The following is a 15730-nucleotide window of genomic DNA, read 5'->3' on the forward strand; positions in this document are numbered from 1 at the left end:
CAAGCACAGGAACGAGCGAGAACCTAAAGCGGTCAGAGCCGTATAACCCAAGCCTGAAACGACTCGAACGAGTGCTCCAGGTTTGACTAAAATCAATAATTGATCAGGGCTCCAGTGCCACCAGACAGCGCTTTGCCATCACTCAAAAGCGCCGCAGGCCGGGGCCTCGACATCCGGGAGTAGCGCGGGCTGATTTGATCTGGTAAGTTCGCCCGCTTGCAGCCGCAGGGCCGGCGGGTGCCGGTGATGGAGCAATCCTGCGCAGATGGATTATAAGAGTAGAGGCGGTCTATTTCATGTCCACCCAAGCAAAGCAACAGGCAGTCCAGTCGATCAGCGGCTTCGAACCCTATAAAGAAGTTCCGGGTGAGGAGTACATGGGCAAGCCCATGCGTGCGCACTTCACCAAAGTCCTGAACAAGTGGAAACAGGACTTGATGCAGGAAGTCGACCGCACGGTTGACCACATGAAGGACGAAGCAGCCAACTTCCCGGACCCGGCAGACCGTGCCAGCCAGGAAGAAGAGTTCGCCCTCGAACTGCGAGCTCGCGATCGTGAGCGCAAGCTGATCAAGAAGATCGACAAGACACTGCAATTGATCGAAGACGAAGAGTACGGTTGGTGCGAATCCTGCGGCGTCGAAATCGGCGTCAAGCGCCTGGAAGCCCGCCCTACCGCCGACATGTGCGTCGACTGCAAGACCTTGGCTGAAATCAAGGAAAAACAAGTCGGCAAGTAATATCGACTTGAAAGAAGAACGGAGCGTGCGAACGCTCCGTTTTTGTTTCTGACATTTGCCAGAACTCTAGACTTCTAGGCAATCGCCTTCGCGAGCAAGCTTCGCTCCTACAGAGATTGACCCGTAGGAGCGAAGCTTGCTCGCGAAGGCGGCTTCAAACCGCGCTCAAACGATTGGACAGCCTTACAGCCCCCTATGACCGCTATCGCAACTCCCACCTACATCGGACGCTTCGCCCCCACGCCCAGTGGCCACCTGCATTTCGGCTCTTTGGTCGCCGCGCTGGCCTCGTATCTCGACGCGCGCTCGGTAGGCGGTCGCTGGTTGATGCGCATGGAGGACCTCGATCCGCCCAGGGAGGAGCCCGGCGCCCAGACAGCCATCCTCAAGGCCCTGGAGAGCTACGGTTTCGAGTGGGATGGCGAGATGGTCCGCCAGAGTGACCGGCACGATGCTTATGCAGAAGTGCTCAGTCGCCTGTTCAACCACGGCCTGGCCTACGCCTGCACCTGTTCGCGAAAGCAACTGGAGCCGTACCACGGCATCTACCCGGGGTTGTGCCGCAATGCCGGGCATGACGCCAAGGATGCGGCGATCCGGGTGCGTGTTCCCGAACTGGACTACCACTTCATCGACCGTGTGCAGGGTGAGTTCCATCAGCACCTGGGCCGGGATGTCGGGGATTTCGTGATCCGTCGCCGCGACGGGCTCTACGCCTATCAACTGGCGGTCGTGCTCGATGATGCCTGGCAAGGCATCACCGATATCGTGCGCGGCGCCGATCTGCTCGACTCAACCCCACGCCAGCTTTACCTGCAGGAATTGCTCGGCCTGCGGCAACCGCGTTACTTGCACATCCCGCTGATCACCCAGCCGGATGGCAACAAACTCGGCAAATCCTACCGTTCACCGCCACTGACCGAAGACCAGGCCACCCCTTTATTGCTGCGCGCCTTGCGTGCGTTGGGCCAGACTCCGGGTTCCGAGCTCTCTGACGCCACGCCGAAGGAAGTGCTGGCGTGGGGTATCGTGCACTGGGATGCCAACCTGATCCCACGCACATTGAGCCTGCCCGAGGCGCAGCTACAGTGAACACACTTGCAGTGGCGCGCCCATCCGTTACCATCGCCGCACGTTTTCGGGCATGCGCATAAAAAAGAGAGGCCGGGATGTACATCTATCGCTTGGTCCTGCTCCTGGTAGTGGGGATTTATCTGTTTTCCCCGGCCATCATGGATTGGTGGATCGACGCCACAGGCGCCTGGTATCGCCCTTATCTGCTGTGGCTGATCCTGATCGTCGTGACCTTCATCCTGCAGAGCCAAAAAGATGCCGATGAGCTTTAGCCTGACCCAGATGATCCTGATCAGCGCCGCCTACCTGGCGGTGCTTTTCGGCGTGGCCTGGATCAGTGAACGGGGCATGATTCCCCGGGCGATCATTCGCCACCCGCTCACCTACACCCTGTCGCTAGGTGTCTATGCCAGCGCATGGGCGTTTTATGGCACCGTGGGCCTGGCCTATCAATATGGATACGGCTTCCTGTCCAGTTACCTCGGGGTGTCCGGGGCATTCCTGCTGGCGCCAGTGCTGCTGTATCCGATCCTGAAGATCACTCGCACGTATCAGCTGTCATCCCTGGCGGACTTGTTCGCGTTTCGCTTTCGCAGCACGTGGGCCGGCGCGCTGACCACGATTTTCATGCTGGTCGGCGTGCTGCCGCTGCTGGCCTTACAGATTCAGGCGGTGGCCGACTCGATTGGCATCCTTACCCGCGAGCCAGTGCAGCACCGCGTAGCCCTGAGCTTCTGCGCCCTGATTACGTTGTTCACGATTTTCTTCGGCTCCCGGCACATCGCCACCCGCGAAAAGCATGAAGGCCTGGTGTTCGCCATAGCCTTTGAGTCGGTGATCAAGCTGATTGCCCTCGGCGGTGTCGGTCTGTATGCGCTGTACGGCGTGTTCGACGGCCCGCAACAGTTGGAACTGTGGCTACTGCAAAACCAGACCGCCCTCGCTGCGCTGCACACACCACTGCAAGAAGGCCCGTGGCGCACGCTGCTGCTGGTGTTCTTCGCGTCGGCGATCGTAATGCCGCACATGTACCACATGACGTTCACCGAAAACCTCAATCCACGTTCGCTGGTCAGTGCGAGCTGGGGCTTGCCGCTGTTCCTGCTACTGATGAGCCTGGCGGTACCACTGATTCTCTGGGCCGGGCTGAAACTCGGTGCCACCACCAACCCGGAATACTTCACGCTCGGCATCGGCATCGCCGCCAACAGCAAGGCCCTGGCACTACTGGCGTATGTCGGCGGTCTGTCGGCCGCCAGCGGACTGATCATCGTGACCACCCTCGCGCTGTCGGGGATGGCCCTGAACCACCTGGTACTGCCGCTGTATCAGCCGCCGGCCGAAGGCAACATCTACCGCTGGTTGAAGTGGACACGCCGGGCGCTGATCGTCGCGATCATCATGGCCGGTTACGGTTTCTACCTATTGCTGGGCGCGGAGCAGGACCTGGCCAACCTTGGCATCGTTGCCTTTGTTGCCACCCTGCAATTCCTGCCAGGCGTACTGTCGGTGCTGTACTGGCCGACCGCCAATCGTCGCGGATTCATCGCCGGTTTGCTGGCCGGGATCATGGTATGGCTGGTGACCATGCTATTGCCGTTGGTCGGCAATCTACAGGGCTTCTATATCCCGCTGCTGAACATGATCTACGTGCTGGACGACACCAGTTGGCACATGGCGGCCATCGCCTCGCTGGCTGCCAACGTTCTGATGTTCACTCTGATTTCGTTGTTCACCAACGCCAGCACCGAAGAGGCCAGCGCCGCCGAAGCCTGCGCCGTTGACAATGTGCGTCGCCCGCAGCGCCGTGAACTGCACGCCGCCTCGCCCCAGGAATTCGCCACGCAACTGGCCAAACCCTTGGGCGCCAAAGCCGCACAGAAGGAAGTCGAACAAGCCCTGCGCGACCTCTATCTGCCATTCGACGAACGCCGACCTTACGCGCTGCGCCGTTTGCGCGACCGAATCGAGGCCAACCTCTCCGGCCTGATGGGACCGAGCGTGGCCCAGGACATGGTCGAAACCTTTCTGCCCTATAAGGCCGGCGGCGAGAACTACGTCACCGAGGACATCCATTTCATCGAAAGCCGCCTCGAGGATTATCACTCGCGCCTGACCGGACTGGCCGCCGAACTCGATGCCCTGCGCCGCTATCACCGACAGACATTGCAAGAATTGCCGATGGGGGTCTGCTCCCTGGCCAAGGATCAGGAAATCCTCATGTGGAACAAGGCCATGGAGGAACTGACGGGGATCGCCGCGCAACGGGTGGTCGGTTCGCGATTGAGCACCATTGCCGACCCGTGGAAGGAGCTTCTGCAAGGCTTCATCAATGTCCCGGACGAGCACTTGCACAAACAGCACTTGACCCTCGACGGCCAGACCCGCTGGTTGAACCTGCACAAAGCGGCGATCGACGAACCGCTGGCTCCCGGTAACAGTGGCCTGGTGCTGCTGGTGGAAGACCTGACCGAAACCCAGATGCTCGAAGACAAACTCGTGCACTCCGAGCGCCTGGCCAGCATCGGTCGCCTGGCGGCGGGTGTAGCCCACGAAATCGGCAACCCGATTACCGGTATCGCCTGCCTGGCGCAGAACCTGCGCGAAGAGCGCGAAGAAGATGGCGAACTCAAGGAAATCAGCGGGCAGATCCTCGAGCAGACCAAACGCGTATCGCGCATCGTCCAGTCGCTGATGAGCTTCGCCCATGCCGGTAGCCACCAGCACAGTGACGAGCCCGTCTGTCTGGCGGAAGTCGCCCAGGATGCGATCGGCCTGCTGGCCTTGAACCGGCGTAATTTCGAAGTGCAGTTCTACAACCTCTGCGACCCAGAACACTGGGTCGAAGGCGACCCGCAACGGCTTGCCCAGGTATTGATCAACCTGCTCTCAAACGCCCGTGATGCCTCACCTGCGGGCAGTGCAGTGCGCGTCAAAAGCGAAGCCGGCGAACACACGGTCGACCTGATCGTGGAAGACGAAGGCAGCGGTATACCGTCGAGCATCATGGACCGATTGTTCGAACCCTTCTTTACCACCAAGGACCCGGGTGAAGGCACCGGCCTGGGCCTTGCACTGGTCTATTCCATCGTTGAAGAGCATTATGGACAAATCACCATCGACAGCCCGGCTGATGTTCAGAGCCAACGCGGCACCCGTATCCGGGTGACATTACCGCGTCATGTCGAAGCGACGTCCGCTGTGAACTGAGACCGTCGAGAGTATCGAATCAATGCCGCACATTTTGATCGTCGAAGACGAAACCATTATCCGCTCCGCCTTGCGCCGCCTGCTGGAACGCAACCAGTATCAGGTCAGCGAAGCCGGTTCCGTGCAGGAAGCACAAGAACGCTTCACCATTCCCACGTTCGACCTGATCGTCAGTGACCTGCGCTTGCCAGGTGCACCGGGCACCGAGTTGATCAAACTGGGCCAAGGCACCCCGGTGCTGATCATGACCAGTTATGCCAGCCTCCGTTCGGCAGTGGACTCGATGAAGATGGGCGCGGTGGATTACATCGCCAAGCCTTTCGATCACGACGAAATGCTCCAGGCTGTCGCGCGCATCCTTCGAGACCGCCAATCGGCGCAAACCAGTAGCGAACCGGTTGCCGGCAAAGCTGCCAACGGTGCGGCTAAATCGGGCACCGATAACAGCAATGGCGAGATCGGCATTATCGGCTCGTGCCCACCGATGCAGGATCTGTACGGCAAGATCCGCAAAGTGGCACCGACCGATTCCAATGTCCTGATCCAAGGCGAGTCCGGCACCGGTAAAGAACTGGTAGCACGCGCCCTGCATAACCTGTCCAAGCGGGCCAAGGCACCGATGATTTCGGTTAACTGCGCGGCCATTCCGGAAAGCCTGATCGAGTCCGAACTGTTCGGCCACGAAAAAGGCGCGTTCACCGGTGCCAGCGCCGGGCGTGCCGGCCTGGTGGAAGCCGCGGACGGTGGCACCTTGTTTCTCGACGAAATTGGTGAACTGCCGTTGGAAGCCCAGGCCCGACTGCTGCGGGTGCTGCAGGAAGGTGAAATTCGTCGGGTCGGATCGGTTCAGTCACAAAAAGTCGATGTACGCCTGATTGCCGCGACTCACCGTGATCTCAAGAACCTGGCAAAAATCGGCCAATTCCGTGAAGACTTGTACTACCGCCTCCACGTGATCGCCCTGAAACTGCCAGCCCTGCGTGAACGTGGTGCCGACGTCAACGAAATTGCCAATGCGTTCCTGGCGCGCCAGAGCGCACGGATCAATCGCACCGACCTGAAGTTCGCACCGGACGCCGAACAAGCCATTCGCCATTACTCATGGCCCGGTAACGTTCGCGAACTGGAAAATGCTGTCGAGCGCGCCGTGATCCTGTGCGAGAGCCCGGAGATTTCCGCCGAGCTACTGGGTATCGACATCGAGTTGGGCGATCTGGAGGAGGACGAATTCATCGGCCTACCCCCGCAACAGGGCAACAGCGCCAGTAACAACAATCACGAGCCAACAGAAGATCTGTCCCTGGAAGATTACTTCCAGCACTTCGTGCTCGAGCATCAGGACCACATGACCGAGACCGAACTGGCCCGTAAACTCGGAGTCAGCCGCAAGTGCCTGTGGGAACGCCGTCAACGCCTGGGCATTCCACGGCGCAAAACCGGGGTAGCCAGCGAGAGCTGAACCCCAGCTGTCTGATGTGCGGGTAACACGTGACATTGTGAAGAAACTGTTACCTCAGATTTTTCACGTAACAGAAGCCGGGGCTTACGGTAACGAAGCCCCGGCTTTTTTTCGCCCTCGCGATGACCATCAGCATGCCTAACCCCTTGTTTTACTGGGCTTTGCAAAAGTTGGCACGCACCCTGCTATATGTTTGGTACAAGAACAATAACAAGCAATGCACAAGACAATAAAAATAAGACGAATCGACTCACGCACAATAAAAACAAGACGGCGAGAGGCGCAGCTAACTGATTCTTTTGGAGAGGCGTTGTATTTGGGGCTTGCCCCACGACCAGGCCGAGAACAACAAAAAACTGTCTTTAGACAGAGCCTGTACTGGTTGGATCGAAAGATCACTGCAATTCAGCGACCAAAGCAATCCGTTTGCTCTTGGCTCCCGATTGGGAGGGTCATGAAGGAAAGCTTCATGGCAAGGGCACTCAACAAAAACAAGAAGCCCGAAACCAATAACAAAAATAGAGCATGCAACTACTTCTTGGGGAGCTTCGGCTCCCCTTGTAGTTTCCGTAATCCGGAAAACCCGCTGCACACCCGACTTTACGCGTTATCGTTCACGACCATCGCGAGCAAAGCTCGCTCCTACAGCTCAAATCTGCTGCGTCCTACACCATCCCCCGACTAAATGCTAGAATCCCCGCCCATCATGCGGTCATTCTTCGTTTTGGCCGAACATTCCTTCAAACAGTGCATCCCATGCTGAAGAAGCTGTTCCAGTCATTCCGTACTCCTCTGCGTCGTACGCAACACATTCGCAGCACGCCTGAAGTGCTCAACAGCGGCCAACATTCGCTGCAAAAGGCGCAATTCAGCCGCTACGCGGTGAATATCGTCGAACGCCTGCAGGGCGCCGGTTACCAGGCTTATCTGGTCGGCGGCTGTGTCCGCGATATGCTGCTCGGCATCACGCCGAAAGACTTTGACGTCGCCACCAGTGCCACCCCAGAACAAGTGCGAGCCGAATTTCGCAATGCGCGAATCATCGGGCGCCGCTTCAAACTGGTGCACATCCACTTTGGCCGCGAGATCATCGAAGTCGCGACGTTCCGCGCCAATCATCCGCAAAACGAAGAAGAGGAAGACAACAACAAGTCTTCCCGCAACGAGAGCGGGCGCATTCTGCGCGATAACGTCTACGGCACCCTGGAGGAAGACGCGCAACGTCGCGATTTCACCATCAATGCCCTGTATTACGATCCGGTCAGTGAGCGCATCCTCGACTACGCCAATGGCGTACACGACATCCGTAATCACCTGATCCGTCTGATCGGCGATCCAAAACAACGCTATCAGGAAGACCCGGTGCGGATGCTGCGGGCCGTGCGTTTTGCGGCCAAGCTCAATTTCGGCATCGAAAAGCACAGCGCTCTGCCGATCCGCGATCTGGCACCGATGCTGCGCGAAATTCCGGCAGCCCGTCTGTTCGAAGAAGTCCTCAAGCTGTTCCTCTCCGGGTATGCCGCGGACACCTTTGAGATGCTGGTCGACCTGCAACTGTTCGATCCGCTGTTCCCGGCCAGTGCCGAGGCGCTGGAATACAACCCGACTTACACCCACACATTGATCAGCGAAGCGCTGATCAACACCGACCTGCGGATCAAGCAGAACAAACCGGTGACCCCGGCATTCCTGTTTGCCGCCCTGCTCTGGCCTGCCCTGCCTGCGCGCGTACTGCGTCTGCAAGAGCGCGGGATGCCGCCGATTCCGGCGATGCAGGAAGCCGCACACGAACTGATTGCCGAACAGTGCCAACGCATAGCAATTCCTAAACGCTTCACCATGCCGATCCGCGAGATCTGGGACATGCAGGAGCGTCTGCCACGGCGCAGTGGTAAACGTGCCGACCTGTTACTGGACAACCCGCGCTTCCGCGCCGGCTATGACTTTCTGCTACTGCGCGAAAGCGCTGGTGAGCAGACCGATGGCCTGGGCGAATGGTGGACCGATTACCAGGACGCCAACGAGAGTGAGCGGCGCGACATGATCCGTGACCTCAGCGGCAAGGACGACGGCACCGGCGCACCACGCAAGCGCCGTCGCAGTGGCGGCTCCAAGCGCAAGCGCGCCGCCGGTGTTTCGGGGGCCTCGGGCGAGTAATTCATGGAACGCATCTACATCGGCATGGGCAGCAATCTGGCCGCCCCCGCCGAACAACTGCGCAACGCCGTCGCCGCACTGGCCCAGTTACCGCAATCGGAGCTGATCGGGGTTTCCGCCTTCTATCAAAGCGACTCGCTGCTCCCCGGCCAACCGCGCTACACCAACGCGGTCGCCGCCCTCGACAGCTCCCTCGCGCCGCTGGACTTGCTCGATGCGCTGCAAGCCATCGAAAACGAGCAGGGACGCGAACGCCTTGAGCGCTGGGGCCCTCGTACCCTGGATCTGGATATTCTGCTGTTCGGTGATCGCCTGATCGACGAGCCCCGCCTCAAGGTGCCGCACTACCATATGCAAGAGCGGGCCTTCGTGTTGTATCCATTGGCTGAACTGGCGCCTGCGGATCTGCGCCTGGCCGATGGCCGCACGCTGGCCAACATGCTCGCAGCCTGCCCGTTCGTCGGCCTGGAACGCGTCTCACCGATTCAGCACTGACCTCCTGTAGGAGCAGAGCTTGCTCGCGATCACGGACTTGTATCCGACAGTTGTGCAGGCTGACACACCGCCATCGCGAGCACGCTTCGCTCCTACAGAAATCACCTACTCTGGGCCGCATCACGATATCCCAACTGCTGAATCGCATCAGTCCCCTTCGGTAACACCCCCAACGTAACAATGCGGTAACACACCGGATTGACTTCCCGAGTTCTCCTCACGACTATAGGCGTCCCGCTGCCGCCAACACGGCACTAAAAGGGCGCAATCCAGGCCTTATAAGCACGACAAAAAGACCGTGCGCCTGAGTAGATGACGAATCACGCGCGTTACTCGCAGTAGTTTCCAGAGCGCCTGAACGAGGATTTTTTGACATGCCAGCCATCACCCTGACCACGCTCCAGAGCCTCAAGCAGAAAGGTGAAAAGATCACCATGCTGACCTGCTATGACGCGACCTTCGCCCACGCCTGCAATCAGGCTGGCGTCGAAGTGCTGCTGGTGGGCGACTCCCTCGGCATGGTTTTGCAAGGCCACGACAGCACCCTGCCGGTCACCACCGCCGAAATGGCTTACCACGTGGCGGCGGTCAAGCGCGGTAACACCGATGCGTTGATCCTCGCTGACCTGCCGTTCATGGCCAACGCCACCACTGAACAAGCCATGACCAACAGCGCCCTGCTGATGCAGGCTGGCGCGCACATGGTCAAGGTCGAAGGCGCGCTGTGGCTGGCGGAATCGATCCGCTTGTTGGCCGAGCGCGGCATTCCGGTCTGCGCACACATGGGCCTGACCCCGCAGGCGGTGAATATTCTCGGCGGCTATAAAGTTCAGGGCCGCAACGAAAACCAGGCGCGGCAGATGCGTGCCGATGCGATCTCGCTGGAACAGGCTGGCGCAGCGATGCTGTTGCTCGAGTGCGTACCGAGCGAGCTGGCCGAAGAGATCACCCAGGCGGTGAAGATTCCGGTGATCGGGATCGGCGCCGGCCATGGCACCGACGGCCAGGTACTGGTCCTGCACGACATGCTGGGCCTGTCCATCACCGGTCGGGTGCCTAAATTCGTGAAGAACTTCATGACCGGCCAAGAGAGCATTCACGCAGCCTTGAGCGCCTACGTCACCGAAGTCAAAGCGGCGACCTTCCCTGGCATCGAACATGGATTCTCTGCATGAACACCGTAAAAACCGTACGCGAACTGCGAGCCGCCGTGGCCCGCGCCCGTAGCGAAGGCAAGCGAATTGGCTTAGTGCCGACCATGGGCAACCTGCACAGCGGCCATATCGCATTGATCACCAAGGCCACCCAGCGAGTGGACTTCGTGGTCGCGAGTATTTTCGTCAACCCATTGCAATTCGGTGCTGGCGAAGACCTCGACAAGTACCCGCGCACCCTCGCGGCCGACCAGGAAAAACTGCTGGAGGCCGGTTGCGACCTGCTGTTCGCGCCAACGGCCGAAGAGATGTACCCCGACGGCATGGCCGGTCAGACCCGCGTCAGCGTCCCGCAATTGTCCGAAGGACTGTGCGGCGCCAGCCGCCCGGGGCACTTCGAAGGTGTGGCGACGGTGGTCAGCAAACTGTTCAACATGGTCCAGCCGGACCTGGCGATTTTCGGCCAGAAAGACTTCCAGCAACTGGCGGTGATCCGCGCCCTGGTCCATGACCTGAACATGCCGATCCAGATCATTGGCGAACCGACCGTTCGCGCAGCCGATGGCCTGGCGCTGTCGTCGCGTAATGGTTTCCTCAATGAAGAGCAGCGTGGCGTCGCGCCGGTGGTGTATCGCACCCTGAGCCAGATCGCCGAGGCGATTAAACAAGGTGAGCGCGACTTCCCGGCCTTGATCAGCGCACAAATTAAACAACTCGAAGCCGCCGGATTGCGTCCGGATTACCTGGAAATCCGTCACGCCCTGACGTTGCGCCCGGCGACTCCCGAGGACCGGGACCTGGTGATTCTGGTCGCTGCGTTCCTCGGCACCACGCGGTTGATCGACAACCTGCACCTGAATCTCGACACTCCCGCCTAAACACCACAACCCCTGTAGGAGCTGACGAGTGAAACGAGGCTGCGATCTTTTGATCTTGAAAAAATAAAATCAAAAGATCGCAGCCTCGTTTCACTCGTCAGCTCCTACAGAGGATATCCACACCCAAAAAATCAAAGGGCAACCGCCCACCGTTCGACTCCGACCTGGGAAACACTCATGCACGCCATCATGCTCAAAGCCAAGTTGCATCGCGCCGAAGTCACCCACGCTGTACTCGATTACGAAGGTTCCTGCGCCATCGACGGCGAGTGGCTGGACTTGTCCGGCATCCGTGAGTACGAACAGATCCAGATCTACAACGTCGACAACGGCGAACGCTTCACCACTTACGCCATTCGTGGCGAAGAAGGTTCGCGCATGATCTCCGTCAACGGCGCTGCTGCACATAAAGCCAAGGTCGGCGATCGCGTGATCATCTGCGCCTATGCCCACTACAGCGAAGCCGAACTGCTCAACTTCAAGCCGCGCATGCTCTACATGGCGCCGGGCAATGAGCTGAGCCACACCAGCAACGCGATTCCGGTCCAGGTCGCCTGATCGAAACCCTGTCTCGCTTCCGTTTGTCGGACTGTTCCTAACCTCAATGTTAAAAAAGTACCGGAAACAGGTCAGACAAACTCAAGACAGATCACCGCGCGGGGTTTACTGTATTCGCCCTGCGCCATGAATTCGTGTCGACGCAGTTGACCGGGACGCCCACCCACAGCGCTCCGGGATTTTTAGTGTTCAAAAGGCCGTTCAAGTAATAAGGAAACCCGCAGCGATGGCGTACTACCGCACTCCTCATGACGTTACCGCTCTGCCCGCCTGGCAAGCGTTGAATGACCACCGCCAAGCCATGCAGGATTTCAGCATGCGCGAGGCCTTCAATGCCGATCCGCAGCGTTTCACTCAATTCACCCTCAGCAGCTGCGGTCTGTTTCTCGACTATTCGAAGAACCTGATCAACGCCCAGACCCGCAATCTGCTGGTGGGCCTGGCCAACGAAGTCGACCTCAAGGGCGCGATCAAATCGCTGTTCGACGGCGAGATCGTCAACGCCTCCGAAGGTCGCCCTGCCCTGCACACCGCGCTGCGCCGTCCGGTCGGCGACAAGTTGTCGGTCAACGGCGTCAACGTGATGCCGGAAGTGCACAAAGTACTCAATCAGATGACCGATCTCGTGGGTCGCATCCACGACGGCCTGTGGCGCGGTTACACCGAGAAGCCGATCACTGACGTGGTGAACATCGGCATCGGCGGCTCGTTCCTCGGCCCGGAGCTGGTGTCCGAGGCACTGTTGTCCTACGCCCAGAAAGGCGTGCGCTGCCACTACCTGGCGAACATCGACGGCAGCGAGTTCCATGAGCTGGCCATGAAGTTGCGCGCCGAAACCACGCTGTTCATCGTTTCGTCGAAATCCTTCAACACCCTCGAAACCCTGAAAAACGCCCAGGCCGCCCGTGCCTGGTACCTGGCCCAGGGCGGCTCGGAAGCCGAACTGCATCGTCACTTCATCGCGGTGTCGAGCAACAATGCCGCCGCCGTGGCGTTCGGCATCCGTGAAGAGAACATTTTCCCGATGTGGGACTGGGTCGGCGGGCGTTATTCGCTGTGGTCGGCCATCGGCCTGCCGATTGCCCTGGCCATCGGCATGTCGAACTTCAAGGAACTGCTGTCCGGTGCCTACACCATGGACCAGCACTTCCAGAACGCACCTTTCGAACAGAACATGCCGGTACTGCTGGCGCTGCTCGGCGTCTGGTACGGCAACTTCTGGGGCGCGCAAAGCCACGCGATCCTGCCGTACGACCACTACCTGCGCAACATCACCAAGCACTTGCAGCAGCTGGACATGGAATCCAACGGCAAGCGCGTGCGTCAGGACGGCCAGCCAGTCTCCACCGACACCGGCCCGGTCATCTGGGGTGGCGTAGGTTGCAACGGCCAGCACGCCTACCACCAGTTGCTGCACCAGGGCACCCAACTGATCCCGGCCGATTTCATCGTGCCGATCGTCAGCTTCAACCCGGTTTCCGACCACCACCAGTGGCTGTACGCCAACTGCCTGTCGCAAAGCCAGGCGCTGATGCTCGGCAAGACCCTGGCCGAAGCCGAAGCCGAACTGCGCGACAAAGGCATGAGCGATGCCGACGTGAAGAAACTCGCGGCGCACAAGGTGATCCCGGGCAACCGTCCGAGCAACACCCTGGTGGTCGAACGCATCAGCCCGCGTCGCCTCGGCGCCCTGGTGGCGATGTACGAACACAAGGTTTTCGTGCAAAGCGTGATCTGGGGCATCAACGCCTTCGATCAGTGGGGCGTGGAGCTGGGCAAGGAACTGGGCAAAGGCGTCTACAACCGCCTGGTCGGCAGCGAGGAAACCCCGGCTGAAGATCCGTCCACCCAAGGTCTGATCAACTACTTCCGTGGTCGTCACCGCGGCTGATCCGACGCCGTTCCTGTGGGGTACTAACCTTGTAGGAGCCGGCTTGCTGGCGAAAGTGGTGTGTCAGTCAACATTTTTTGTCGACTGACACACCGCTTTCGCCAGCAAGCCGGCTCCTACGAGGGTCGCGCAGCTCCCCTCTTGTCGCAAAACAAGAATAAGGAACCGTCATGTTCGATATCAGCACGTTTCCCAACGCCGATGCCGTCCGCCGGGCTGCACAACTGAGTCAAGACGACTACCACCGCCTGTACCGCGAATCCATCGAGCACCCCAGCCAGTTCTGGGCCGAACAGGCCACGCGCTTTCTCGACTGGAGCAAACCGTGGGACACCGTCCAGCGTTACAACCTGAAAACCGGCGAAGCCAGTTGGTTTGCCGGAGCAGAGTTGAACGTCAGCTACAACTGCATCGATCGACACCTGGAAAAACGCGGCGATCAAATTGCGATCATCTGGGAAGGCGACGATCCCGCCGAATCCACCCAGATCAGCTACAAAAAACTGCATCACAACGTTTGCCGCCTGGCCAACGTGCTCAAAAGCCGTGGCGTGAAGAAAGGCGACCGGGTATGCATCTACATGCCGATGATCCCCGAAGCCGCCTACGCCATGCTCGCTTGTACGCGCATCGGTGCCATCCACTCGGTGGTGTTCGGCGGCTTTTCCCCAGACTCCCTGCGCGACCGCATTCTCGATGCCGACTGCCGTACCGTGATCACCGCCGATGAAGGCGTGCGCGGCGGCAAGTTCGTCCCGCTCAAACAGAACGTCGATAAAGCCCTGCAAAGCTGCCCCGATGTCAGCACTGTGATTGTGGTCGAGCGCACGCAGAACCCAGTGAACTGGGTCGAAGGTCGTGACATCTGGTATCACCACGCCCTGCGTGACGTCGGCGACGACTGCCCGCCAGAGCCGATGGGCGCCGAAGACCCGCTGTTCATCCTCTACACCTCCGGCAGCACCGGTAAACCCAAAGGGGTGATGCACACCACCGGCGGCTACCTGCTGCAAGCGGCGATGACGTTCAGGTATGTGCTCGACTACCGCGACGGCGAAGTCTTCTGGTGCACCGCTGACGTCGGTTGGGTGACCGGTCACAGCTACATCGTCTACGGGCCGCTGGCCAATGGCGCCACAACGCTGATCTTCGAAGGCGTGCCAAGCTACCCGAGCACTTCGCGCTTCTGGCAAGTCATCGACAAGCACAAGGTCAACATTTTCTACACCGCCCCGACCGCCCTGCGTGCCCTGATGCGTGAGGGTCCTGAACCGCTCAAGGAAACCTCCCGCGCCAGCGTAAGACTGCTTGGTACCGTCGGTGAGCCAATCAACCCTGAAGCGTGGGAGTGGTACTTCCACAAGGTGGGCGAAGAGCGTTGCCCGATTGTCGATACCTGGTGGCAGACCGAAACCGGCGGCATCATGCTCAGCCCCTTGGTCAGCGCCCAACGCATCAAACCCGGCTGCGCCACGCAACCGATGTTTGGTGTGCAACCGGTGCTGCTCGACGAACAGGGCAAGGAAATCAAAGGCGCCGGCAGCGGCGTGCTGGCGATCAAATCCAGCTGGCCTGCGCAAATCCGCAGCGTCTACCGCGATCCGCAACGAATGGTCGACACCTACTTCAAGCCCTACCCCGGCTACTACTTCACCGGTGATGGCGCTCGCCGCGACGAAGACGGCGACTACTGGATCACCGGGCGCATCGACGATGTGATCAACGTGTCCGGACACCGCATCGGCACCGCCGAAGTGGAAAGTGCCCTGGTGCTGCACGACAGCATTGCCGAAGCCGCCGTGGTCGGTTACCCCCACGACGTCAAGGGCCAGGGCATCTACGCCTTCGTCACGCCCATGAATGGCGTCGAAACTGGCGACGAGTTGAAAAAAGCGTTGCTGGCGATGGTCAGCAAGGAAATCGGCAGCTTTGCCAAACCCGACCTGATCCAGTGGGCACCGGCCTTGCCGAAAACCCGCTCAGGCAAGATCATGCGACGCATCCTGCGCAAGATCGCCTGCAACGAACTGGACAGTCTGGGAGATACCTCGACCCTGGCGGATCCAAGCGTGGTACAAGGCCTGATCGATAAACGCCTGAACCAATAACCTACT

General features: G+C 59.6%; 12 protein-coding genes. All 12 read left to right on the forward strand.

Annotation, left to right across the window (positions count from 1 at the left end; all coding sequences use genetic code 11):
• The first annotated feature begins 296 nt into the window (after positions 1–296).
• The 12 genes from dksA (at position 297) to acs (ending at position 15724) form a co-directional block, all read left to right on the forward strand.
• Positions 297–740, forward strand: coding sequence for an RNA polymerase-binding protein DksA (gene dksA, locus ABTV22_RS25485; protein WP_095196562.1), 444 nt, complete (start codon positions 297–299; stop codon positions 738–740).
• Positions 741–935: 195 nt separating this feature from the next.
• Positions 936–1832 carry a tRNA glutamyl-Q(34) synthetase GluQRS gene (gene gluQRS, locus ABTV22_RS25490; RefSeq protein WP_433737148.1) on the forward strand — a complete coding sequence of 299 codons (897 nt, stop codon included), beginning with the start codon at positions 936–938 and terminating at the stop codon, positions 1830–1832.
• Between the two features lie 77 nt (positions 1833–1909).
• Positions 1910–2086 (forward strand): hypothetical protein, encoded by a 177-nt coding sequence (locus ABTV22_RS25495; protein WP_003176118.1) that lies wholly within the window; start codon positions 1910–1912, stop codon positions 2084–2086.
• Positions 2070–5024, forward strand: coding sequence for a sensor histidine kinase (locus tag ABTV22_RS25500; RefSeq protein WP_433737149.1), 2955 nt, complete (start codon positions 2070–2072; stop codon positions 5022–5024). The genes ABTV22_RS25495 and ABTV22_RS25500 overlap by 17 nt, the downstream gene beginning before the upstream one ends.
• A 22-nt stretch (positions 5025–5046) precedes the next feature.
• Positions 5047–6483, forward strand: coding sequence for a sigma-54-dependent transcriptional regulator (locus ABTV22_RS25505; RefSeq protein WP_433737150.1), 1437 nt, complete (start codon positions 5047–5049; stop codon positions 6481–6483).
• A gap of 756 nt (positions 6484–7239) precedes the next feature.
• Entirely contained in the window at positions 7240–8640 is a 1401-nt protein-coding gene (locus ABTV22_RS25510; protein WP_433737151.1) for a polynucleotide adenylyltransferase PcnB, read from the forward strand.
• Between the two features lie 3 nt (positions 8641–8643).
• Entirely contained in the window at positions 8644–9135 is a 492-nt protein-coding gene (folK, locus tag ABTV22_RS25515) for a 2-amino-4-hydroxy-6-hydroxymethyldihydropteridine diphosphokinase (RefSeq protein ID WP_433737152.1), read from the forward strand.
• Positions 9136–9509: 374 nt separating this feature from the next.
• Positions 9510–10310, forward strand: coding sequence for a 3-methyl-2-oxobutanoate hydroxymethyltransferase (gene panB, locus ABTV22_RS25520; RefSeq protein WP_433737153.1), 801 nt, complete (start codon positions 9510–9512; stop codon positions 10308–10310).
• Complete coding sequence (panC, locus tag ABTV22_RS25525) at positions 10307–11167, forward strand: pantoate--beta-alanine ligase (RefSeq protein ID WP_433737154.1); 861 nt, start codon at positions 10307–10309, stop codon at positions 11165–11167. Before panB ends, panC begins: the two co-directional genes overlap by 4 nt.
• Positions 11168–11344: 177 nt before the next feature.
• The gene (gene panD / locus ABTV22_RS25530; RefSeq protein WP_003228271.1) at positions 11345–11725 is read left to right on the forward strand and encodes an aspartate 1-decarboxylase; all 381 of its coding nucleotides are present in this window, start codon (positions 11345–11347) and stop codon (positions 11723–11725) included.
• 226 nt (positions 11726–11951) lie between these two features.
• Positions 11952–13616 carry a glucose-6-phosphate isomerase gene (gene pgi, locus ABTV22_RS25535; RefSeq protein ID WP_433737155.1) on the forward strand — a complete coding sequence of 555 codons (1665 nt, stop codon included), beginning with the start codon at positions 11952–11954 and terminating at the stop codon, positions 13614–13616.
• Positions 13617–13786: 170 nt separating this feature from the next.
• Complete coding sequence (gene acs / locus ABTV22_RS25540; protein WP_433737156.1) at positions 13787–15724, forward strand: acetate--CoA ligase; 1938 nt, start codon at positions 13787–13789, stop codon at positions 15722–15724.
• The last annotated feature ends 6 nt before the right edge of the window (positions 15725–15730 follow it).

This window comes from Pseudomonas putida (assembly GCF_050990305.1).
Taxonomy (GTDB): Bacteria; Pseudomonadota; Gammaproteobacteria; order Pseudomonadales; family Pseudomonadaceae; genus Aquipseudomonas; species Aquipseudomonas putida_AH.